We start from the raw sequence: 22,148 nt of genomic DNA, 5'->3' as shown, positions 1-22,148 counted from the left end.
ATGCCACCCTCTTTTAATGACGTCAGGTTTTTCGATGAAACGTGTTTCTCAACTGACCGCGCTGGCTCTGATCTGCGGCCTCGCTTCACTCTCCTCCATGGCGGCTGATATGCCCCACTCCCTCACGCTGGACCAGCTCCAGGCGCAAAACGGCGCGGTAATTGATACGCGCATCAGTGCGTTCTATAACGGCTGGCCGCAGGCGCTGCGCGGAACGTCCGGGCATGAACCCGCCGCGCTTAATCTCTCTGCAGGCTGGCTTGGGGCAATGAGCGATGAACAGCTCAGCGGCTGGGCAAAACAGCATCGGATTACGCCCGACATGCCGGTTGCGCTCTATGGCAACGATGATGACAACCAGACCGTCAAAACGCGGCTGGAAAAAGCGGGTTTTACCCACGTTTCCATCCTGAGCGATGCCCTGCAACAATCCGACCGTTTGCAACGTCTGGCACATTTTGAACAGCTGGTTTATCCGCAGTGGATCCACCTGTTGCAGCAGGGCAAACCCGTTACCGCCGCACCAGCCGGAGAGTGGAAGGTGATCGAGGCTGGCTGGGGTGCGCCGAAGCTTTATCTCCTGAGCCACATTCCCGGCGCGGGCTACATCGACACCAATGAAGTGGAAAGCGAACCGCTGTGGAATAAGGTCGCTGACGAAAAGTTGAAAGCGATGCTGGCGAAGCACGGTATCCGTCACGATACCACCGTCATTCTGTACGGTCGCGACGTATATGCCGCCGCGCGCGTGGCGCAGATCATGCTCTACGCGGGCGTGAAGGATGTGCGTATTCTGGACGGCGGCTGGAAGGCATGGTCAGACGCCAGCCTGCCCGTTGAGCGCGGAACGCCTGAGAGCGTGAAGCCAGCCCCTGATTTTGGCGCGCCGATCCCGGGCCAGCCCCGGCTGATGGTGGATATGGAACAGGCCCGGGGAATGCTGCACCGTCAGGATGCATCCCTGGTGAGCATTCGTTCCTGGCCAGAGTTTATCGGTGAAACCAGCGGCTACAGTTATATCAAGCCAAAAGGTGACATTGCCGGTGCGCGCTGGGGCCATGCGGGTAGCGACGCGACCCACATGGAAGATTTCCACAATCCGGATGGCACCATGCGCAGCGCCGATGATATTGCCGCCATGTGGAAGACGTGGAATATCCTGCCGGAGCAGCACGTTGCGTTCTACTGTGGTACCGGCTGGCGCGCGTCTGAAGCCTTTATGTACGCCCGCGCCATGGGCTGGCAAAACGTTGCCGTCTACGACGGCGGCTGGTACGAATGGAGCAGCCATCCGCAGAACCCGGTCTCCACCGGGGAGCGTGGACCGGAGAGCGCACGCTAGCGGGGGAGTGACCTCAGCGTCACGTAACCGCTCCAGATGCGCGTTGTGGTGGTCAGCCAGCACAACGCGCCAAACGCCCAGGCAAACAGCGTGAAGTGTGCCGGAAACAGGCAGCACAGCACAAACAGCGCGATGGTCTCCGTTCCTTCCGTTAATCCTCCAATGTAATAAAGCGACTTGTGCGCGTAGCCGGGGTTGTCGATATTATGCTTCCCCGCCAGCGCGGCAAAGGCCAGGAAACTGCTGCCCGTCCCCATAAACGCGAACAGCAGCCAGGCGGCGGCGATCGCATTGTCAGCCGGAGCGGCCAGCGCGAAGCCAAACGGTACCAGCGCGTAAAACAGGAAGTCGAGGGCGATATCAAGAAATCCTCCCGCGTCCGTCAGGCCACGGCGACGCGCCAGCGCACCGTCCAGACCATCCAGCAGCCGGTTCAGCACAATGGCGACCAGCGCTGGCAGATACCAGCCCAGCGCCAGAAACGGTAACGCCAGTACGCCAATCGCAAACCCGGCGAGCGTTAACCCATCAGGCGTAACAAACGGTTTATCCAGCGCGGCGGCCAGCTGATTTAACCCGGGCTTCAGCCGTGGATGCAGATGTTTATCCAGCATGCGGTTCACCTTTAAACGTGGCACACAGGCCCTGAGCCGGGATATCCAGCGCGGCGTTAAAGCGGGCGGAGAGGTTCTGAAAGGCAATCAGAGCCGTCATTTCGGTGATAGTCTCTTCGCTAAAGTGGCGCTTCAGCTGGTTTTTGATATTTTCATCCACCTGAGGCGGCGTGGCGGTGACCGCCTCCGCATAGGCCAGCGCCGCGCGCTCCTCTTCGCTGAACAGGGTGGAATTTTGCCAGACGTTGACGGCCTGCACTTTATCCAGCGCCCCGCTCCGCTCGGCCAGACGCAGGCTGTTGGCGTCAATACAAAATGCGCAGTGGCAGATCTGCGAGACCCGCGTCATTAGTAACGAACGCAGAACCGGCGTCAAACGCGCCTTGCGCCGCTCCAGATAGCCGACAAATAGCGCTACCAGCCAGAAAAGACGCGGCATACGCCCCCACCAGCGCGTGGGGTTCAGCACCGCGCCGAAGTGTTTTTTCTGCATGGCAGCAATGGGCTTGAGGCTGACGGGAAGGGTTTCCATGGGCGCAACCCAGGCGGCTGTCTCTTTCACCTGATTCTCCTGATGACTGGACTCTTTGGCAGGGCACGATAATATGTCGTTTTTCGCTATTAATTATTGACGAACATGCTGAAAACACTCGATGTTGTTGCGGCCATCCTCGAAAAAGAGGGCAAGATCTTGCTGGCGCAGCGTCCCGAACATGCCGATCAGCCAGGAATGTGGGAATTTGCGGGCGGAAAGGTTGAAGCCGGTGAGACCCAGCAGGAAGCGCTGATCCGCGAACTACGCGAAGAGCTCGGCATTGAAGCCGTGCCCGCGCGGTATGTGGCAAGCCACCAGCGGGAAGTGTCGCAGCGGCTGATCCACCTCCACGCCTGGCACGTGCCGGAATTTAGCGGCGAGCTGAAGGCGCACTACCACTCGGCGCTGGTGTGGTGCACGCCAGAAGACGCGTTCACGTATGATTTAGCCCCGGCGGATATACCGCTTCTGGAAGCGTTTATTCTTTTACGCGACGCCAGACCAGCGGGTTTGTACTGAGGGTGCGTTCATCACGCTGGCACTGCAACAGCACGCCATCCGCCCTGACCACTGCGCCTTCGGAATAGTTTTGATCCTGATAGATACAGCACTGATTACACGGCTGCGCACGCTGTCCGCCAGCGCTAAAAACCTCTGGCGGCACGTTAACTTCGACATCCGGGCGAATGCGATCAGCCTGTGCCCCGGCGGACACCATCAAACATAACGCGGCCATTGCGAAACGGTTCATAGACTTAATTTCCTTTGCATCGTTTATATCTATAACGGTAGATCCTGACGGGATCTTTAATTTATCTCGTCATCGCTTTTGGTTATGACGCGCGCCTTGTCATTAATTTCCCTTTCGGCCTAAATTTCTGCTTGCCTCTCAAAGCGGTGCGGGTGGTATAGTCAAAAAAACGACACAAAACATCTCCGCCACACGCATAAATTATTATAAGAGGTTCTTATATCTATGGATCAGACACGCTCTCTGGAAAGCTTTCTTGCCCATGTACAGCAGCGCGACCCGCACCAAAGCGAGTTTGCCCAGGCCGTTCGTGAAGTCATGACCACCCTGTGGCCCTTCCTTGAGGAAAATCCGCGCTACCGACAGATGGCGCTGCTTGAACGTCTGGTGGAGCCGGAGCGCGTCATCCAGTTCCGCGTGGCGTGGGTGGACGATCGCAATCAGGTACAGGTCAACCGCGCGTGGCGCGTGCAGTTTAACTCCGCCATTGGGCCGTTTAAGGGCGGGATGCGCTTCCATCCCTCGGTGAACCTGTCGATTCTGAAATTCCTCGGCTTCGAGCAGACCTTTAAAAATGCGCTCACTACCCTGCCGATGGGCGGCGGTAAAGGCGGGAGTGATTTCGATCCGAAAGGCAAGAGCGAAGGCGAAGTGATGCGCTTCTGCCAGGCGCTGGTCACCGAGCTCTATCGCCACCTTGGGCCGGACACCGACGTTCCTGCCGGGGATATCGGCGTGGGTGGTCGTGAAGTGGGCTTTATGGCCGGGATGATGAAAAAGCTCTCCAACAACAGCGCCTGCGTCTTTACCGGCAAAGGTCTGTCGTTTGGCGGCAGCCTGATTCGTCCGGAAGCGACGGGTTACGGTCTGGTCTATTTCACTGAAGCGATGCTTAAGCGTCACGGGCTGAGCTTCGAGGGGATGCGCGTGGCGGTCTCCGGCTCCGGCAACGTGGCGCAGTACGCTATCGAGAAAGCGATGGCGTTTGGCGCGCGCGTAGTGACCGCCTCCGACTCCAGCGGCACCGTGGTGGATGAAGCTGGCTTCACAGCAGAAAAACTGGCGCGTCTGTGCGAAATCAAAGCCAGCCGTGACGGCCGCGTGGCGGATTATGCCCGAGAGTTTGGCCTGACCTATCTGGAAGGTAAACAGCCGTGGGGTGTGCCGGTGGATATCGCCCTGCCGTGCGCGACGCAAAACGAGCTGGACGTGGATGCCGCCCGGACGCTGATTAGCAATGGCGTGAAGGCGGTAGCGGAAGGGGCAAATATGCCCACCACCATTGAAGCGACCGATCTGTTCCTGGACGCGGGCGTACTCTTTGCGCCAGGCAAGGCGGCGAACGCGGGCGGGGTGGCAACATCCGGTCTGGAAATGGCACAAAACGCCGCGAGAATGGGCTGGAAGGCGGAGAAAGTGGATGCCCGTCTGCACCACATTATGCTTGATATTCACCATGCCTGCGTGGAGTACGGCGGTGAGGCTTCACAGACCAACTACGTGCGCGGCGCCAACATCGCCGGGTTCGTGAAGGTGGCCGATGCGATGATCGGGCAGGGTGTGATTTAGTTTCGCTGCATTCTCGCCCTTGCAGGCCCGGTAAGCGTTAGCGCCACCGGGCTTTTTTCAGGCCGCAGAGCTGCTTTTTGCCGGGTGGCGGCTTCGCCTTACCCGGCCTACGGTTTAAGCGGTGGTATTTTTGGCTGCGCTTTTTTTCTTTTTGAACGGTTTCTTCGCCCCGCCACCCGGGGCAACCATCCCCCGGAATCGCTTCACCGGCGTGCTGCGCGCCTGATCAATCAACTGATAAAGCGTCCCCACCAGCGGCTGCATAAAGTCCTGGTAACGGCACTGCTTTTCGCTGATCTGCGTCAGCACCGACTCCCAGTGCGCGGTCATGTCCGGTCTGGCGGCCAGCTCTGGCAAGGAGTGAATCAGTGCCCGGCCCGGCTCTGTCGAATGGATATAGCGCCCTTTTTTCTCGAGAAAACCACGCTTAAACAGCAACTCGATAATCCCCGCGCGGGTTGCTTCCGTACCCAGACCGTCGGTGGCGCGGAGGATCTTCTTCAGATCTTTATCCTGCACAAAACGGGCGATCCCGGTCATGGCCGAAAGCAGCGTCGCATCGGTGAAGTGGCGCGGCGGCTGGGTCTGACGTTCAACCACTTCGCCTTTTTCGCACAGCAGTTCATCGCCTTTGGCTACGACCGGCAGCGGCGTGCCGTCGTTCTCTTCGTCACGCTCTTTGTTGCCGAGCAGCGTGCGCCAGCCCGCTTCCGCGAGGAAACGCGCTTTGGCGATAAATTTGCCTTTGGCAATTTCCAGCTCAATAACGCACTTGCGGAAAACCGCGTCCGGGCAGAACTGCATCAGATACTGACGCGCGATCAGGTTATAGACCTTTGCTTCGTTGTCGGTCAGGTTGACGTTGCTGGTGCGCGCCGTCGGGATTATCGCGTGGTGGGCATCGACTTTTTTATCGTCCCAGCAGCGGTTATGGGTATCCGGGTTTACCGCCGGTTGCGGCAACAGATCCGGCGCATGGACACCAATGGCATTCATCACCGAGTGGCGTCCGGCGAAGTGTTCCTCCGGCAGATAGCGGCTGTCCGAACGCGGATAGGTGATCAGCTTGTGGGTTTCATAGAGCTTCTGGCAGATATCGAGCACGTTCTGCGCGCTCAGGCCAAACTTTTTCGCGGCCTCGATCTGCAACGCCGAAAGGGAGAACGGCAGTGGTGCAGGCTCTGATTCCCGTTTGTCGTTGTAGCTGGTAACGATCGCGGGCTGGCCGGTAATGCGGTTAACCACGTGCTCCGCCAGCGGACGATGCAGCAGCCGTCCCTCTTCGTCCTGATATGACTCACAGGCATCGCTCGGCTGCCAGACGGCGGTAAAGCGTTCGTCTTTCGGCGTGACGATATGCGCTTTGACTTCGAAGAAGTCTTTGGCGACGAAATTTTCGATCTCTTCGTCGCGACGCACCACCAGCCCCAGCACCGGGGTTTGAACACGCCCAACAGAGAGTACGCCCTGATAGCCCGCATTGCGTCCCAGGATGGTGTAGGCGCGGGTCATGTTGATCCCGTACAGCCAGTCGGCACGCGCACGCGCCAGCGCGGAGACACACAGGGGAATAAATTCGCTGTTGGCGCGCAGGCGCGAAATCGCGCGCTCCACCGCCTGCGGGTTGAGGTCGTTAATTAAACAGCGCTGCACCTGCTGGCGCTTTTCCGGTGCCAACTCCAGGTAGTCGAGCACTTCGTCGACAAGCAGTTGCCCTTCCCTGTCCGGGTCACCCGCGTGGACCACTTCCGTCGCCTCATGCAGGAAACGCTTAATGACGTTGAGCTGTTTGGTGACGGAAGGACGCGGTTGCAGACGCCACTTTTCCGGCACGATCGGCAGATCGTTGAGATTCCAGCGGGCGTAGCGGCTGTCGTAGACATCCGGCTGCGCCTGTTCAAGCAGGTGACCGATACACCAGGTGACCACCTGCCCGTTACCGCATTCGATAAAGCCATCACCTTTGCGATGCGGCTTGGGCAGCACGTCGGCGATGGCTCGCGCCAGACTCGGCTTTTCGGCAATAAACAACCGCATCGAATTAACGGATCTCAATCATCGGGCGGCCACCGCGGGCGGTCACCAGCTCGCCAATGGCCGTCAGGGTGATGCCAAACTCGGCCGCCGTTGCCTGAACGTCAGCTTCTGCTTCCGGCGTCACCGCCAGCAGCAGGCCGCCGGAGGTTTGCGGATCGCACAGCAGATTGCGCCACGCTTCCGGCATTTCGCCCATTAAATGGCCGTAGCTGGCGAAGTTGCGCTGCGTCCCGCCCGGAACGGCGCCCTGAGCAATGTACTCTTCCACGCCCGGCAGCTTCGGCACATCCTGATACCAGACCTGCGCCTGCACGCCCGCGCCCTGACAGACTTCAGAGAGGTGTCCCAGCAGACCAAAGCCGGTCACGTCGGTCATGGCCTTCACGCCGTCGATACTGGCGAATGCCGCACCGGCAAGGTTCATCTGGCACATCACTTCCGTTGCCAGACCAATATGCTCGGGCTTCAGCAGGGACTTTTTCTCGGCGGTTGTCAGTACGCCAATGCCCAGCGGCTTGGTGAGGAACAGCTTGCAGCCCGCCTGCGCGGTGCTGTTGCGCTTCACGCGTTCGGTTGGCACCACGCCGGTGACGGCCAGGCCGAAGATCGGCTCCGGCGCATCGATAGAGTGACCACCGGCCAGGGCAATACCCGCCTGCTGGCAGGCAAAGCGTCCGCCTTCGATGACATCGCGGGCAATCTCCGGCGGGAGGGTGTTAATCGGCCAGCCCAGAATGGCGATCGCCATAATCGGCTTACCGCCCATCGCGAAGATATCGCTGATGGCGTTGGTGGCCGCAATGCGTCCGAAGTCGAACGGGTTGTCGACAATTGGCATAAAGAAGTCAGTGGTGCTGATAATGCTGGTGCCGTTACCTAAGTCATAAACCGCTGCATCGTCACGCGTTTCGTTACCGACAAGCAGGTTCGGGTCGACAAACTTCGCCTGTTCACTGTGCAGGATGGTCTCCAGCACTTTCGGGGAAATTTTACAACCGCAACCGGCTCCGTGGCTGTATTGCGTTAAACGAATGGTTTGCTCGCTCATGGACGTCTCCTGTCATCTCAATCGCGCTATGGTAGCGCTCATTCCATAAAGAGGTAAGTATGACTGTCTGAATTCTGCGGCGGATGCTCAGAATCCAGACAGTTTAGCGCGTGTAATTAAAAACGGCTGACGAAAGGCGTGGTGTCCGGCACGCTAATGGTGCTGGAGGCTTTAAGCTGCGGGGTGCCGAGATAGAGGAAGCCGACAATTTTATCGTGTTCACCGCAGGAGAAGCCTTCCCGCACGGCGGCGCTCCCGGTCAGCGGCCCGGTACGCCAGATGCCGTTAAAGCCCTGCGCGACGGCGGCCATCTGCATTGCCATTACCGCGCAACCGGCAGACATCTCCTGCTCCCAGACCGGCACTTTATGGTCGGCCTGGCATTTAGCGACTACCGCGATGATCATCGGCGCACGGAACGGCGCGTTGCGGGCTTTATCAATCCCCTTCTCATCCTGGCCTGCGGCAACCGCCCCCTGCTCCAGCAGCTGGCTGAAGCGGTCGCGCCCTTCGCCTTCAATAATAAAGAAGTGCCACGGCTGCAATGTGCCATGGTCCGGCGCACGCATTCCGGCACGCAGAATGTTTTCCAGCTGTTCGCCGACGGGGGCCGGGTCGGCCAGGCGGGAAGCGCTACGACGGTTAACAAGCAGTTCAAGTGCGTCCATTGGTTAACTCCTTTCGTGAAATTTACTCACAAAATTAACACGACAGCAGAATTTGTTACAGCGTGGCAGGCGATTCCTGCTGACAAGTGGCGGTTGGGTCATTACGATAACCGCACATTACCGTCCTGTGGCGACGGAAACAGTCCTTTTCTGGTTAGGGAGAATACATGCGAACCCTTTGGCGAATCTTTGCCGGTTTCTTTAAATGGACGTGGCGACTGCTCAACTTCGTCCGCAACCTGGTGATGAATATCTTCTTCATCTTCCTGGTCCTGGTATGCGCAGGTATCTGGATGCATCTCAGCAGCGCCAGCCAGGCGCAGAATTCGACGCGCGGCGCACTGCTCCTCGATATCACCGGTGTGATTGTTGATAAGCCATCGACCAGCAACCGTCTGGGCGTGATTGGCCGCCAACTGTTCGGCGCGACTTCAGACCGCCTGCAGGAAAACTCCCTGTTTGATATCGTCGACACGATCCGTCAGGCCAAAGACGATCGCAACATTACCGGTATCGTGCTGGATCTGAAAGATTTTGCCGGAGCCGATCAGCCTTCGATGCAGTACATCGGGAAAGCGCTGCGGGAATTCCGCGACAGCGGTAAACCGGTCATTGCCGTCGGCGACAGCTACACCCAGGGGCAATATTATCTGGCGAGCTTTGCTAACAAAATCTGGCTCTCTCCGCAGGGCACGGTCGATCTGCATGGCTTCGCCACAAATGGTCTGTACTACAAATCGCTGCTCGACAAGCTGAAGGTCACTACCCACGTCTTCCGCGTCGGGACCTATAAATCTGCCGTGGAGCCGTTTATCCGTGATGATATGTCCCCTGCCGCCCGTGAAGCGGACAGCCGCTGGATTGGCGAGCTGTGGCAGAACTATCTCGGCACCATTGCCGCTAACCGTCAAATGACCGCTGAGCAGGTCTTCCCGGGCGCGCGCGGTGTGCTGGAGGGCCTGCGCAAAGTGGACGGCGATACAGCGAAATACGCGCTTGATAACAAACTGGTCGATCGGCTGGGTTCCAGCGCTGAAATCGAAAAAGCGCTGACCAAACAGTTCGGCTGGAGTAAAGAGGACAAGAACTACAGCGCCATCAGCATGTATGACTACGCCGCGAAAAAGCCGGATGACAGCGGTGACAGCATCGCCGTGGTGTTTGCTAACGGGGCCATTATGGACGGTGAAGAAACGCCGGGGAACGTCGGCGGGGACACCACCGCGTCGCAGATCCGCGATGCGCGTCTGGATCCGAAAGTGAAGGCGATTGTCCTGCGGGTGAACAGCCCTGGCGGCAGCGTCAGCGCCTCCGAGGTGATCCGTGCTGAGCTGGCCGCCGCGCGTGCCGCGGGCAAGCCGGTCGTGGTCTCGATGGGGGGCATGGCGGCTTCAGGGGGGTACTGGATCTCGACGCCAGCCAACTACATTGTGGCTAACCCAAGCACGCTGACCGGCTCGATTGGCATCTTCGGCGTGATCAACACCGTAGAGAACAGCCTGGATTATCTCGGCGTTCATACCGACGGCGTTTCCACCTCGCCGCTGGCGGATGTGTCCGTGACTAAATCTCTGCCGCCTGAGGTGTCCGAGATGATGCAGCTCAGCATTGAGAGTGGCTATAAGCGCTTCATCACGCTGGTGGCGGATTCCCGTAAAAAGACGCCAGACCAGATTGACCAGATCGCGCAGGGCCACGTCTGGACCGGCCAGGATGCGAAGAGCAACGGTCTGGTAGACAGCCTGGGTGACTTCGACGATGCCGTGAAGAAAGCGGCGGAACTGGCGAAGCTCAAGCAGTGGCACGTTGACTATTATCAGGACGAACCGACGTTCTTCGATATGGTCATGGACAGCATTTCCGGCTCCGTCCGCGCCATGCTGCCGGAAGCGCTTCAGGCGTATCTGCCGGCGCCGGTGGCGACGGCGGCTAAAGCCATGAAAGCGGAGAGCGATAAGCTCGCGACTTTCAACGATCCGCAAAGCCGTTACGCGTTTTGCCTGACCTGTGCGAACGTGCGTTAAAAACCGTCCCCTCTTCTCGTTAAGAGGGGATTTTTTCTTTTGAAGAACAAGAACTCATTACCATGCAGAAGAAATCAATATATGTCGCCTATACCGGCGGTACCATCGGTATGCAGCGCTCAGAAAATGGCTATATCCCGGTTTCTGGCCACTTGCAGCGCCAGTTGGCGCTGATGCCTGAATTCCACCGTCCGGAAATGCCGGACTTTACCATCCACGAATATGAGCCGCTGATGGACTCCTCCGACATGACGCCGGAAGACTGGCAGCATATTGCGGACGATATTAAAGCCCATTACGACCAGTACGACGGCTTCGTGATCCTGCACGGCACCGACACCATGGCGTTCACCGCCTCGGCGCTCTCCTTCATGCTGGAGAACCTGGGCAAGCCCGTCATCGTGACCGGTTCGCAGATCCCGCTGGCGGAACTGCGTTCAGACGGGCAGATCAACCTGCTTAACTCCCTGTACGTGGCCGCAAATTACCCGATCAACGAGGTAACGCTGTTCTTCAACAACCGACTGTACCGCGGGAACCGTACCACTAAAGCGCACGCTGACGGCTTTGACGCGTTTGCCTCACCTAACCTGCAACCGCTGCTGGAAGCGGGGATCCATATCCGTCGTCTGGGCACGCCGCCCGCGCCAAATACTGCAGGCGAGCTGATCGTTCACCCGATCACCCCGCAGCCGATTGGCGTGGTGACGATTTATCCGGGTATTTCCGCCGACGTGGTGCGCAACTTCCTGCGCCAACCGGTGAAGGCGCTGATCCTGCGCTCCTATGGCGTGGGTAACGCCCCGCAGAACGGTGAGTTCCTGAAAGAGCTTCAGGAGGCAAGCGATCGCGGGATTGTGGTGGTCAACCTCACCCAGTGTATGTCCGGAAAGGTCAATATGGGCGGCTACGCCACCGGCAACGCCCTGGCGCACGCTGGCGTGATCAGTGGTTTCGATATGACCGTTGAGGCAACGCTGACTAAACTTCACTATTTACTGAGTCAGGATCTGGATATTGATTCCATTCGCCGCGCCATGATGCAAAACCTGCGCGGTGAACTTACGCCGGACGAATAAGGAGTTCCCATGAAGCAACGCGCCCTGTTACTGGTCGATTTGCAAAATGATTTCTGTGCGGGCGGTGCGCTGGCCGTCGCGGAAGGCGACAGCACCGTAGACGTCGCGAATTCGCTGATTGAGTGGTGTAAGGCTCGTGATGAAGCGGTGGTGGCGAGTCAGGACTGGCATCCGGCAAACCACGGCAGCTTTGCCAGCCAGCACAACGTTGAGCCTTACAGCCAGGGCGAACTGGACGGACTGGCGCAAACCTTCTGGCCCGATCACTGCGTGCAGCAGACGGAAGGCGCTGAGCTGCATCCGCTGCTGAACCAGAAAGCCATCGACGCGGTGTTCCACAAAGGTGAAAATCCAACCATCGACAGCTACAGCGCATTCTTCGATAACGGTCACCGCCAGAAGACGGCGCTGGACGCATGGTTACGCCATCATGAGATCACCGAGCTGATTGTGCTGGGCCTGGCGACGGATTACTGCGTGAAGTTCACCGTGCTGGATGCGCTCCAGTTGGGCTATACCGTGAATGTCATTACCGACGGCTGTCGCGGGGTGAATATTCAGCCGCATGACAGCGCCCAGGCGTTTATGGATATGGCCGCAGAAGGCGCAACGCTGTATACGCTGGCTGACTGGATGGAGACGCAGGCGTAAGCTTTTTTAGCCGTGTGGCGGCTTCGCCTTACCCGGCCTACTTTCTCTGGTTTTGTAGGCCGGGTAAGCATCAGCGCCACCCGGCAAAACCCCCTCCCCGATCTCCCATAAAGTGAACTCCCTCGCATCACAAGCGAAGCGGCGATGGTATTCTCTTCAGGCTGTTTTTTCGCCACGCCTTTTCTGTGGCGTGGTTATTTTTATTCAGTCAAAGAGGAACTTATATGAAACGTTTGCCCTTGCTGGCAGCATTACCCTTGCTTTGCGCGTCACTGGCTTCCGCCGCGCCCCTGATGTCCGTGGGCTACTTCAATGGCGGTGGCGATGTTACCGCCGGACCGGGTGGCGATATCAATAAACTCGATGTCCGTCAGATCACACACCTCAACTACTCGTTTGGTCTGGTCTATAACAACGAGAAAGACGAGACCAACCCTGCACTGAAAGATCCGGCAAAACTGCATCAAATCTGGTTATCACCCAAGGTGGCATCCGACCTGGCGTTACTTCCTCAGCTTCGTAAACAAAACCCGAATTTAAAAGTGCTGCTTTCCGTTGGCGGCTGGGGCGCACGTGGTTTTTCTGGCGCAGCGGCTACCAAAGAGAGCCGCGCGGTGTTTATTCGCTCCGCGCAGCAGATCGTCAGTCAATACGGCCTGGACGGGATCGATCTCGACTGGGAGTTCCCGGTCAACGGCGCGTGGGGACTGGTCGAGAGCACCCCTGCCGACCGGGATAATTTCACCGCGCTGTTAAAAGAGATGCGTGACGCGTTTGGTAAGAAAAAACTGGTCACGATTGCGGTGGGCGCAAATGCAGAAAGTCCGAAAAGCTGGGTGGATGTGAAGGCCATTGCCCCCCTGCTCGATTACATCAACCTGATGACCTACGACATGGCGTACGGGACGCAGTATTTTAACGCGAATCTGTATGACTCCAGCGCCTGGCCAACGGTGGCTGCCGCAGACAAATACAGCGTTGATTTTGTGGTGAATAACTATCTGGCCGCCGGCCTTAAGCCGCAGCAAATGAACCTCGGAATCGGTTTTTACGGTCGTGTACCGAAGCGCGCCGTTGAACCGGGTATCGACTGGAGTAAACCGGACGCGCAAAACAATCCGGTCACCCAGCCCTACTTCGGGCCGCAGGAACTGGGCCTGTTCAAATCGCTTGGCTATGACCTGACCAAAGATACCTACGTGAAATACAACGATATCGTCCGCAAAATGCTAAACGATCCGCAGAAACGCTTTACCGAGCACTGGGACGAACAGGCGAAGGTGCCGTGGCTGTCGGTAAAATCCGCCGACGGGAAGGCGCTGTTTGCGATCTCCTATGAGAACCCGCGTTCCGTGGCGATTAAAGCCGATTATATCAAGGAGAAAGGTCTCGCCGGGGCGATGTTCTGGGAGTATGGCGCGGATGACAACAACCAGTTAGCGAAGCAGCTGGCGGAGTCGCTTGGGATCCCGCACTAAGGTGTAGTGTGCCGGGTGGCGGCTTCGCCTTACCCGGCCTACATAGGAGATTTATTTGAAGGTTGCAATCGGCTTCGGCGTGATGCCGAAGTCTTCTTTCAGTTCGCGCTTACTTTTCATCACCATCTGACCGTTAGTGTCGATGGTCATGTGCTGGGCGTTGGTATTGTGACGCGCCTGCCAAAGCATCACCAGCTGCAAGCTGTTCTCTTTTTGCTCAGGTGTGAGCGCCACACCGTCCGGCCATTTTCCCAGCTCAACGGCCGTCACCAGGCGCTGATAAACTTCCGGGGTCATGCCTGCAATCATGTCATCAATATTCACGATCTCTCCCTTTCAAAGGAATAATTTGCTGAATCGTTTTTTCAACCCTTGGTCTGGTCGCCGTTTTCGTCATCGGTAAAGCTCATCGAAGCCGAATTTACGCAGAAACGCTCCCCCGTCGGTTGCGGGCCATCCGGGAAGACATGCCCGAGATGGGCGTCGCAATTCCCACAACGAATTTCGGTGCGCACCATGCCGTGCGAGGAGTCCGTCAGATAGCGGATCGCATCATCGCTGACAGGCTCGTAAAAGCTTGGCCAGCCGCAGCCAGAATCGTACTTAGTCTGGGAGTTAAACAGCGGTGCATCACACACCAGGCAGTGGTAGACGCCTTCCCGTTTATTGTGCAGCAAACGCCCGGTAAACGGCGGTTCCGTGCCGTGATTTTGCGTTACGTAAAACTGCATCTCTGTTAGGTTTTTTTTCAAATCGTCGGGGTTATGTTGGTTCGACATATGCTTACATCTCGCTGTTGAAACAGACATCTTTTAACCCAGATTCTAACAAAACATTAACACCCGCGCGTGCACTTTTGATCTAAACTTATGTGTCGCGAAAAGGCGGTCAGGCAATTGTGATCAATTTCACATTTTAATCCTGCGAGGCCTTTAAAATTCCGGGCGCAGCCCCCATGTGGTTGCTAGCTCAAAGGGAAAGTGAGGCGAGTCAGTCGCACAAACGTTAGTCACAGGATTGATTTGTCGCAATGATTGACACGATTCCGCTTGACGCTGCGTAAGGTTTTTGTAATTTTACAGGCAACCTTTTATTCACTAACAAATAGCTGGTGGAATATATGACTATCAAAGTAGGTATCAACGGTTTTGGCCGTATCGGCCGTATTGTTTTCCGTGCTGCTCAGAAACGTTCTGACATCGAAATCGTTGGTATCAACGATCTCCTGGACGCTGAATACATGGCGTACATGCTGAAGTACGACTCAACTCACGGTCGTTTCGACGGCACCGTTGAAGTGAAAGACGGCCACCTGGTTGTTAACGGCAAAACCATCCGCGTTACTGCTGAGAAAGACCCAGCTAACCTGAAATGGAACGAAATCGGTGTTGACGTTGTAGCTGAAGCTACCGGTATCTTCCTGACCGACGAAACTGCACGTAAACACATCACTGCGGGTGCGAAGAAAGTTGTTCTGACTGGTCCTTCCAAAGACAACACCCCAATGTTCGTTCGCGGTGCAAACTTCGAAACTTACGCTGGCCAGGACATCGTTTCCAACGCATCCTGCACCACCAACTGCCTGGCACCGCTGGCTAAAGTTATCAACGACAACTTCGGCATCATCGAAGGTCTGATGACTACCGTTCACGCTACCACCGCTACTCAGAAAACCGTTGATGGCCCGTCTCACAAAGACTGGCGCGGCGGCCGTGGCGCGGCTCAGAACATCATCCCATCTTCTACCGGTGCTGCTAAAGCAGTAGGTAAAGTACTGCCAGAACTGAATGGCAAACTGACTGGTATGGCGTTCCGCGTTCCAACTCCTAACGTATCCGTTGTTGACCTGACCGTTCGTCTGGAAAAAGCTGCTTCTTACGAAGAAATTAAGAAAGCAATCAAAGCTGCTTCCGAAGGCCCAATGAAAGGCGTTCTGGGTTACACCGAAGACGACGTTGTATCTACCGATTTCAACGGCGAAGTGTGCACTTCCGTGTTCGATGCTAAAGCAGGTATCGCACTGAACGACAACTTCGTGAAACTGGTTTCCTGGTACGACAACGAAACTGGCTACTCTAACAAAGTACTGGACCTGATCGCTCACATCTCCAAATAAGTTGAGATGAGTGCTTGATCCTAAAAGGCGACTTCGGTCGCCTTTTTTATTGTTTTTAGACAGAGGATTGCTTAATGATTAATAAAATTTTTGCACTTCCGGTAGTCGAACAACTTACCCCTGTGCTCTCCCGCCGTCAGATTGACGGCGCCGATATCATCGTCGTCGATCATCCGCGCGTTAAAGCCTCCGTAGCGCTCAATGGCGCCCACCTGCTCTCCTGGAAACCAGAAGGCGAAGAAGAAGGCCTGTGGCTGAGCGAGGCCACCTCGTTCAAAAAAGGGGCGGCGATCCGTGGCGGCGTACCGATCTGCTGGCCATGGTTCGGTCCGTCAGCGCAGCAGGGATTGCCGTCTCACGGTTTCGCCCGTAACCAGCAGTGGACGCTGAAAGCCCACAACGAAGATGATAACGGCGCGGTGTTGACCTTTGAACTTCAGGCAAATGATGAAACGCGCGCCCTGTGGCCACATGAATTCACCCTCTATGCCCGCTTCAAGCTGGGTAAAACCTGCGAGATTGAACTGGAAGCGCACGGCGAATTCGAAACAACGTCCGCCCTGCACACCTATTTCAACGTAGGCGACATTCAGGCCGTTAAGGTGAGCGGACTTGGCGATACCTTTATCGACAAAGTGGACAACGCGAAAGAAGGCAGGCTGGACGACGGCGTTCAGAGCTTCCCGGACCGTACCGACCGCGTGTATCTGCACCCGGAAGCCTGTAGCGTCATCCACGACAGCGCGTTGAACCGCGGCATTGACGTGGTTCACCACCACCATAGCAACGTGGTGGGCTGGAACCCGGGCCCTGCCCTTTCCGTCAGCATGGCAGATATCCCGGATGACGGTTACAAGACCTTCGTGTGTGTGGAAACCGCGTGCGTGACCGCCCCGCAGAAAACCAGCGAAGAAAAACCGTCCCGCTTAGGCCAGACGATCAAGATTGTGAAGCGCTAATATTTATCAGGCACCATAAAAAACAAACGGGGCGCAAGCGCCCCGTTTTAATACATCACGTTCTGGTCAGAACTTGTAGGTCACACCCACGGAGAAGATGCCGGACCAGGACTTGTCGACCATCGGGCTGTCCTTCACTTCGTCGCTCAGACGGGTATAACGGCCAGTACCGTACACGTTCCAGTCACCGAGGAAGTTATACGAGGCGGTGAGTTCCAGGTACGGATCCCAGCCATCATCAGCGCTGTAGCTCTTCAGACCACTGCGGCGAGACTCAGCCTTAGACACGCCATAGTAGTAGTCATTGTAATTCTCGCTGCTGTACTGCACACCGATACCCGGCGTCAGGGTCACCGCGCCGTTGGTATAGCGATAAAGCCACGCCAGATCCCAGATGAAGCCATTGCTGTTGTCCAGGGTATCGCCCGCCAGCGCCGTGCGCAGGAAGCCATACTGGGTATTATGGACGTAAGAAAGCCCGGCCATCAGTGAGCTTCTGCGCTTGTCCAGCTGACGAAGCGCATTGCTGTCGCTGTCGCCTGGTTTAAAGTACGTTGGGTCGTAATAGGCCATGATGGAGAGCTTATCGGCCGTATCGTTCCACAGATAGTAGCCGCCGCCCAATCCACGGAACCAGAAGTTATCGCCTTCATAGGTGACAACGGGGACAGGATAAACGTCGCGGTCATACTGCTTGTACGGGCTGTTGATCACGCCAGCACCCGCGCCAACAGTCCACTGGCTCTCAGCCTGTACGGTGCTCGCTGCGGTAGCGGCAAGGATGCCCAATGCCAGAAGTTTGAGTTTGGTCACAATCCATTCTTTCCTGTAGTCAAATAATCAGCGGGTGAAGTGTAACCGCCATTCCCGTACATCCCAAAATTTTTTGCGCGCGAATCCATTTGATTAACCCGTTATTTTTCATTTTTCAAATGACATCCCGCTTTCATTTATGTGACCGATAAATGAAAAACCCCCTTTTCGCTTATAACCGCAGTGGAAATTTTTGGATGAGTTATTGATATGTCATTGAAAGTAGATTTTATCCGTATGCAAGTTTTGCAATTGCCATCTACGCTTTAATTTAAGAAGAGGTTTTGCTGAACACCCTGCGGTTCATAGCCTTCGACCTGGCACACAGGTTGCTGCTCTGGCAGTGAGGTGCGAAAGATTCTCTTCCGGGAGCCTCCACTACTCATACGAACGGCTCTTATCCTGTGCTAAAAAACGAAAGGACGGCATGCCATGAATATATTCGATCACTATCGCCAGCGCTATGAAGCTGCCAAGGACGAAGAGTTCACACTGCAGGAGTTTCTTACCATTTGTCGGCAAGATCGCAGTGCCTATGCCAATGCGGCAGAACGGCTATTGATGGCTATCGGTGAGCCAAACATGGTTGATACTGCCCTGGAGCCACGGCTTTCCCGTCTTTTTTCGAATCGGGTAGTCGCCCGATACCCGGCGTTTGAAGAGTTCTATGGTATGGAAGATGCCATTGAGCAGATCGTCTCCTACCTGAAGCATGCCGCTCAGGGGCTGGAAGAGAAGAAACAGATCCTTTACCTGCTGGGTCCCGTCGGCGGGGGTAAATCCTCCCTGGCTGAACGGCTGAAAGCGCTGATGCAGCGCGTGCCGATCTATGTGCTGAGCGCCAACGGCGAGCGCAGCCCGGTCAATGACCATCCGCTGTGCCTGTTTAATCCGCAAGAGGATGCGCAAATTCTGGAAAAAGAGTTTGGCATTCCGCATCGCTATCTCGGTACGATCATGTCGCCGTGGGCGGCAAAACGCCTGCACGAGTTTGGTGGGGACATCACCAAATTCCGCGTCGTGAAAGTGTGGCCGTCTATCCTCGAGCAGATCGCCATTGCTAAAACTGAACCCGGTGACGAGAACAACCAGGACATCTCGGCGCTGGTGGGTAAAGTCGATATCCGTAAGCTGGAACATCACGCGCAAAACGACCCGGATGCCTACGGCTATTCCGGTGCGCTGTGCCGCGCCAACCAGGGGATTATGGAATTTGTCGAGATGTTTAAAGCACCGATCAAAGTGCTGCATCCGCTGCTGACCGCCACCCAGGAGGGGAACTACAACGGGACGGAAGGTATTTCCGCCCTGCCGTTTAACGGGATTATCCTCGCCCACTCGAACGAATCTGAATGGGTGACCTTCCGTAACAACAAAAACAATGAGGCGTTCCTTGACCGCGTGTACATCGTCAAAGTGCCTTATTGCCTGCGGATCTCCGAGGAGATCAAGATTTACGAAAAACTGCTCAACCACAGTGAACTGGTCCATGCCCCCTGCGCACCGGGAACGCTGGAAACGCTGTCGCGCTTCTCGATTCTGTCGCGCCTGAAAGAGCCGGAAAACTCCAGCATTTACTCCAAAATGCGCGTGTATGACGGCGAAAGCCTGAAGGATACCGACCCGAAAGCCAAATCGTACCAGGAATACCGCGATTACGCCGGGGTCGACGAAGGGATGAACGGTTTGTCGACGCGTTTCGCGTTTAAGATCCTCTCCCGCGTCTTTAACTTCGACCACGCGGAGGTGGCCGCCAACCCGGTTCATCTGTTCTACGTGCTGGAACAGCAAATTGAACGTGAACAGTTCCCACAGGAGCAGGCTGAACGCTACCTGGAGTTCCTGAAGGGCTACCTGATCCCGAAATACGCCGAGTTTATCGGCAAAGAGATCCAGACCGCCTACCTGGAATCCTATTCCGAATACGGCCAGAACATTTTCGATCGGTACGTCACCTACGCTGACTTCTGGATCCAGGATCAGGAGTACCGCGACCCGGATACCGGCCAGCTGTTTGACCGTGAATCCCTGAACGCAGAGCTGGAAAAAATTGAGAAACCGGCCGGGATCAGCAACCCGAAAGACTTCCGAAACGAGATTGTGAACTTCGTGCTGCGCGCCAGAGCGCATAACAACGGCCGCAATCCAAACTGGACCAGCTACGAAAAACTGCGCACGGTTATAGAGAAGAAAATGTTCTCTAACACGGAAGAGCTGTTGCCGGTTATCTCGTTCAACGCCAAAACCTCAACCGACGAGCAGAAAAAGCACGACGATTTTGTCGACCGTATGATGGAAAAAGGCTATACGCGCAAACAGGTCCGCCTGCTTTGTGAATGGTATCTGCGCGTGCGTAAATCGTCTTAAAACAAGTGCCCGGTAACGCGCTTACCGGGCCAACAAAATGTCCGGCACTTACGGACGCTGCAAGTTGGCAAATGCAGTACGGGGGATATATGACCTGGTTTATTGACCGGCGTCTTAACGGCAAAAACAAGAGCACGGTGAATCGCCAGCGCTTCTTGCGCCGTTATAAAGCGCAAATTAAACAGTCGATCTCCGAGGCCATCAACAAACGCTCGGTGACCGACGTCGACAGCGGCGAATCCGTCTCCATTCCCAACGATGACATCAGCGAACCGATGTTTCATCAGGGGCGTGGCGGTCTTCGCCATCGCGTGCACCCAGGTAATGACCACTTCGTCCAGAATGACAGAATCGAGCGGCCACAAGGCGGAGGCGGCGGTTCTGGCAGCGGTCAGGGACAGGCCAGCCAGGACGGTGAAGGCCAGGATGAGTTCGTCTTTCAGATTTCAAAAGACGAATATCTCGACCTGCTGTTTGAGGATCTGGCCCTGCCGAATCTGAGAAAGAATCAGCACCGTCAGCTCAACGAATACAAAACCCATCGCGCGGGTTATACCGCAAACGGGGTGCCCGCCAACATCAGCGTGGTGCGTTCACTGCAAAACTCGCTGGCGCGACGCACGGCGATGACGGCAGGCAAACGGCGCGAACTGCGCGAGCTGGAAACCAGCTTGAAAGTGGTGGAAAACACCGAACCGGCGCAACTACTGGAAGAGGAGCGCCTGCGAAAAGAGATTGCCGAACTGCGGGCGAAGATCGACCGGGTGCCGTTTATCGACACGTTCGACCTGCGCTACAAGAACTACGAAAAACGTCCGGAGCCTTCCAGCCAGGCGGTGATGTTCTGCCTGATGGACGTGTCAGGTTCAATGGATCAGGCCACTAAGGATATGGCTAAGCGTTTTTATATTCTGCTCTATCTGTTCCTGAGCAGAACGTATAAGAACGTGGAGGTGGTCTACATCCGCCATCACACTCAGGCGAAAGAGGTGGATGAGCATGAGTTTTTCTACTCGCAGGAGACCGGTGGCACCATCGTGTCGAGCGCCCTTAAGCTGATGGATGAGGTGGTGAAGGAGCGCTACGACCCGGCGCAGTGGAACATCTACGCCGCCCAGGCATCGGATGGCGATAACTGGGCGGATGACTCGCCCCTGTGTCATGAAATTCTGGCGAAGAAGATCCTGCCGGTGGTGCGCTACTACAGTTACATTGAAATTACCCGTCGCGCCCACCAGACGCTGTGGCGCGAGTATGAGTATCTGCAAGCGATGTTCGATAACTTTGCGATGCAGCACATTCGTGACCAGGATGACATCTATCCGGTCTTCCGGGAACTGTTCCAGAAACAGTCTTCCACCAGCAACGCATGAATCAACAGCCAGCGCTCCCGCTGGCTGTTTTCTTTCAGCCCTCTCCCTCCCGTGCTAATGTAGCAAGCTACGTATTGGCTAATCACAGGTGAAATCGTTATGTCTGATGACGTGATCGGGACGACAACCCATCAGCAGCTAATCAGCTTATTAACCGAGCAGGAGGCGCACTTTCGTGTGGTGGCGCATGAGGCCGTAGGGAAATGCGAAGCGGTCAGTGAAATTCGCGGGACCGATCTCCGCCAGGGTGCAAAAGCGCTGGTCTGTAAGGTAAAAGGCAACGGCGTTAAGAAACATATTCTGGCAATCCTCGCCGCCGATCGGCAGGCCGATCTGAGCCTGCTGGCCAGCCATTTCGGAGGGCTTAAGGCATCTCTCGCCAGTCCGGCCGAAGTGGATGCGCTTACCGGCTGCGTTTTCGGCGCCATTCCCCCCTTCAGCTTTCACCCGGATCTGACGCTTGTCGCCGATCCGTTGCTGTTTGAGCGCTTTGACGAGATCGCCTTTAACGCCGGTCTGCTGGAAAAATCGGTGATTATGGATACCCAGGACTATCTGCGTATCGCCCGTCCTGAACTGGTGTCGTTCCGTAAACAATAAATACAGAGGCTGGCTAACGGTCAGCCGTTTTCCAGCAGCAGCACGGAAGCAATCAAAATAATCGCGATGATAAAAAACGATGAGGAGATAATCAGCGTTTCGACAAACATAGGATCGTTCATGA

At 56.2% G+C, this 22,148-nt stretch carries 22 protein-coding genes; 12 read left to right on the top strand and 10 right to left on the bottom strand.

Annotated elements, in window-relative coordinates; all coding sequences use genetic code 11:
- Positions 1-34: 34 nt before the first annotated feature.
- Positions 35-1,342, top strand: coding sequence for a sulfurtransferase (locus ACQG2Q_RS09620; RefSeq protein WP_063849371.1), 1,308 nt, complete (start codon positions 35-37; stop codon positions 1,340-1,342).
- On the opposite strand, the gene ACQG2Q_RS09615 is transcribed toward ACQG2Q_RS09620, so the two are convergent.
- The gene (locus ACQG2Q_RS09615) at positions 1,339-1,956 is read right to left on the bottom strand and encodes a CDP-alcohol phosphatidyltransferase family protein (protein WP_063849320.1); all 618 of its coding nucleotides are present in this window, start codon (positions 1,954-1,956) and stop codon (positions 1,339-1,341) included. The genes ACQG2Q_RS09620 and ACQG2Q_RS09615 overlap by 4 nt on opposite strands.
- Complete coding sequence (locus ACQG2Q_RS09610; RefSeq protein WP_063849321.1) at positions 1,946-2,518, bottom strand: carboxymuconolactone decarboxylase family protein; 573 nt, start codon at positions 2,516-2,518, stop codon at positions 1,946-1,948. The genes ACQG2Q_RS09615 and ACQG2Q_RS09610 overlap by 11 nt, the downstream gene beginning before the upstream one ends.
- 75 nt (positions 2,519-2,593) lie before the next feature.
- Between ACQG2Q_RS09610 and ACQG2Q_RS09605 the strand changes: the two genes are divergently transcribed.
- Positions 2,594-3,010 carry a pyrimidine (deoxy)nucleoside triphosphate diphosphatase gene (locus ACQG2Q_RS09605; RefSeq protein ID WP_022647800.1) on the top strand — a complete coding sequence of 139 codons (417 nt, stop codon included), beginning with the start codon at positions 2,594-2,596 and terminating at the stop codon, positions 3,008-3,010.
- Here the strand turns inward: ACQG2Q_RS09605 and ACQG2Q_RS09600 are convergent.
- Positions 2,970-3,242, bottom strand: a complete 273-nt coding sequence (locus ACQG2Q_RS09600) for a YnjH family protein (protein WP_022647799.1) — start codon at positions 3,240-3,242, stop codon at positions 2,970-2,972. The two genes, ACQG2Q_RS09605 and ACQG2Q_RS09600, sit on opposite strands and share 41 nt — an antisense overlap.
- Before the next feature lie 225 nt (positions 3,243-3,467).
- On the opposite strand from ACQG2Q_RS09600, the gene gdhA reads away from it, so the two are divergent.
- Positions 3,468-4,811 (top strand): NADP-specific glutamate dehydrogenase, encoded by a 1,344-nt coding sequence (gene gdhA, locus ACQG2Q_RS09595; protein WP_015570765.1) that lies wholly within the window; start codon positions 3,468-3,470, stop codon positions 4,809-4,811.
- 114 nt (positions 4,812-4,925) lie between these two features.
- Here the strand turns inward: gdhA and ACQG2Q_RS09590 are convergent, their stop codons facing one another.
- From ACQG2Q_RS09590 to ACQG2Q_RS09580, 3 genes are all read right to left on the bottom strand, one after another.
- Positions 4,926-6,848 carry a DNA topoisomerase III gene (locus ACQG2Q_RS09590; RefSeq protein WP_023299889.1) on the bottom strand — a complete coding sequence of 641 codons (1,923 nt, stop codon included), beginning with the start codon at positions 6,846-6,848 and terminating at the stop codon, positions 4,926-4,928.
- Positions 6,849-6,852: 4 nt separating this feature from the next.
- Positions 6,853-7,896, bottom strand: a complete 1,044-nt coding sequence (selD, locus tag ACQG2Q_RS09585; RefSeq protein WP_022647796.1) for a selenide, water dikinase SelD — start codon at positions 7,894-7,896, stop codon at positions 6,853-6,855.
- 116 nt (positions 7,897-8,012) lie between these two features.
- Positions 8,013-8,564: an NAD(P)H nitroreductase gene (locus ACQG2Q_RS09580; protein ID WP_022647795.1), complete on the bottom strand. Its 552-nt coding sequence runs from the start codon at positions 8,562-8,564 to the stop codon at positions 8,013-8,015.
- A gap of 167 nt (positions 8,565-8,731) precedes the next feature.
- On the opposite strand from ACQG2Q_RS09580, the gene sppA reads away from it, so the two are divergent.
- From sppA to ACQG2Q_RS09560, 4 genes are all read left to right on the top strand, one after another.
- On the top strand, positions 8,732-10,588 hold the full coding sequence (sppA, locus tag ACQG2Q_RS09575) for a signal peptide peptidase SppA (RefSeq protein ID WP_199004826.1): 1,857 nt from the start codon (positions 8,732-8,734) through the stop codon (positions 10,586-10,588).
- 62 nt (positions 10,589-10,650) lie between these two features.
- Positions 10,651-11,667, top strand: a complete 1,017-nt coding sequence (gene ansA, locus ACQG2Q_RS09570) for an asparaginase (RefSeq protein ID WP_023305945.1) — start codon at positions 10,651-10,653, stop codon at positions 11,665-11,667.
- A 9-nt stretch (positions 11,668-11,676) separates the two neighbouring features.
- A complete protein-coding gene (gene pncA, locus ACQG2Q_RS09565) occupies positions 11,677-12,318 on the top strand; it encodes a bifunctional nicotinamidase/pyrazinamidase (RefSeq protein WP_023305944.1) in 642 nt (213 codons plus the stop codon).
- Between the two features lie 224 nt (positions 12,319-12,542).
- Entirely contained in the window at positions 12,543-13,796 is a 1,254-nt protein-coding gene (locus ACQG2Q_RS09560; protein WP_063849322.1) for a glycoside hydrolase family 18 protein, read from the top strand.
- Positions 13,797-13,847: 51 nt separating this feature from the next.
- Here ACQG2Q_RS09560 and ACQG2Q_RS09555 read toward each other — a convergent pair whose 3' ends face one another.
- Together ACQG2Q_RS09555 and msrB are read right to left on the bottom strand one after the other, a co-directional pair.
- The gene (locus ACQG2Q_RS09555; RefSeq protein WP_022647791.1) at positions 13,848-14,120 is read right to left on the bottom strand and encodes a YeaC family protein; all 273 of its coding nucleotides are present in this window, start codon (positions 14,118-14,120) and stop codon (positions 13,848-13,850) included.
- A gap of 41 nt (positions 14,121-14,161) precedes the next feature.
- Positions 14,162-14,575: a peptide-methionine (R)-S-oxide reductase MsrB gene (gene msrB / locus ACQG2Q_RS09550; RefSeq protein WP_022647790.1), complete on the bottom strand. Its 414-nt coding sequence runs from the start codon at positions 14,573-14,575 to the stop codon at positions 14,162-14,164.
- A gap of 341 nt (positions 14,576-14,916) precedes the next feature.
- On the opposite strand from msrB, the gene gapA reads away from it, so the two are divergent.
- Together gapA and ACQG2Q_RS09540 are read left to right on the top strand one after the other, a co-directional pair.
- Positions 14,917-15,912 carry a glyceraldehyde-3-phosphate dehydrogenase gene (gene gapA / locus ACQG2Q_RS09545; RefSeq protein ID WP_006809136.1) on the top strand — a complete coding sequence of 332 codons (996 nt, stop codon included), beginning with the start codon at positions 14,917-14,919 and terminating at the stop codon, positions 15,910-15,912.
- A 74-nt stretch (positions 15,913-15,986) separates the two neighbouring features.
- Positions 15,987-16,871, top strand: a complete 885-nt coding sequence (locus ACQG2Q_RS09540) for a D-hexose-6-phosphate mutarotase (protein ID WP_022647789.1) — start codon at positions 15,987-15,989, stop codon at positions 16,869-16,871.
- 66 nt (positions 16,872-16,937) lie between these two features.
- On the opposite strand, the gene ACQG2Q_RS09535 is transcribed toward ACQG2Q_RS09540, so the two are convergent.
- Entirely contained in the window at positions 16,938-17,684 is a 747-nt protein-coding gene (locus ACQG2Q_RS09535) for a MipA/OmpV family protein (RefSeq protein ID WP_023299885.1), read from the bottom strand.
- A 432-nt stretch (positions 17,685-18,116) separates the two neighbouring features.
- Here ACQG2Q_RS09535 and yeaG point away from each other — a divergent pair, with 432 nt between their 5' ends.
- The 3 genes from yeaG (at position 18,117) to ACQG2Q_RS09520 (ending at position 22,024) form a co-directional block, all read left to right on the top strand.
- Complete coding sequence (yeaG, locus tag ACQG2Q_RS09530; protein ID WP_006809140.1) at positions 18,117-20,051, top strand: protein kinase YeaG; 1,935 nt, start codon at positions 18,117-18,119, stop codon at positions 20,049-20,051.
- An 89-nt stretch (positions 20,052-20,140) separates the two neighbouring features.
- The gene (locus ACQG2Q_RS09525) at positions 20,141-21,424 is read left to right on the top strand and encodes a YeaH/YhbH family protein (RefSeq protein WP_063849324.1); all 1,284 of its coding nucleotides are present in this window, start codon (positions 20,141-20,143) and stop codon (positions 21,422-21,424) included.
- 99 nt (positions 21,425-21,523) lie between these two features.
- Positions 21,524-22,024 (top strand): YbaK/prolyl-tRNA synthetase associated domain-containing protein, encoded by a 501-nt coding sequence (locus tag ACQG2Q_RS09520; protein WP_022647787.1) that lies wholly within the window; start codon positions 21,524-21,526, stop codon positions 22,022-22,024.
- Positions 22,025-22,044: 20 nt separating this feature from the next.
- On the opposite strand, the gene yoaI is transcribed toward ACQG2Q_RS09520, so the two are convergent.
- A complete protein-coding gene (gene yoaI, locus ACQG2Q_RS09515) occupies positions 22,045-22,146 on the bottom strand; it encodes a small membrane protein YoaI (protein WP_017384693.1) in 102 nt (33 codons plus the stop codon).
- Between the last annotated feature and the right edge of the window lie 2 nt (positions 22,147-22,148).

The organism is Enterobacter cloacae complex sp. 370H10 (assembly GCF_050031535.1).
Classification (GTDB): domain Bacteria; phylum Pseudomonadota; class Gammaproteobacteria; order Enterobacterales; family Enterobacteriaceae; genus Enterobacter; species Enterobacter intestinihominis.
The sequence above is the reverse complement of the archived record's forward strand: the minus strand, read 5'-3'. Positions and strand labels throughout refer to the sequence as shown.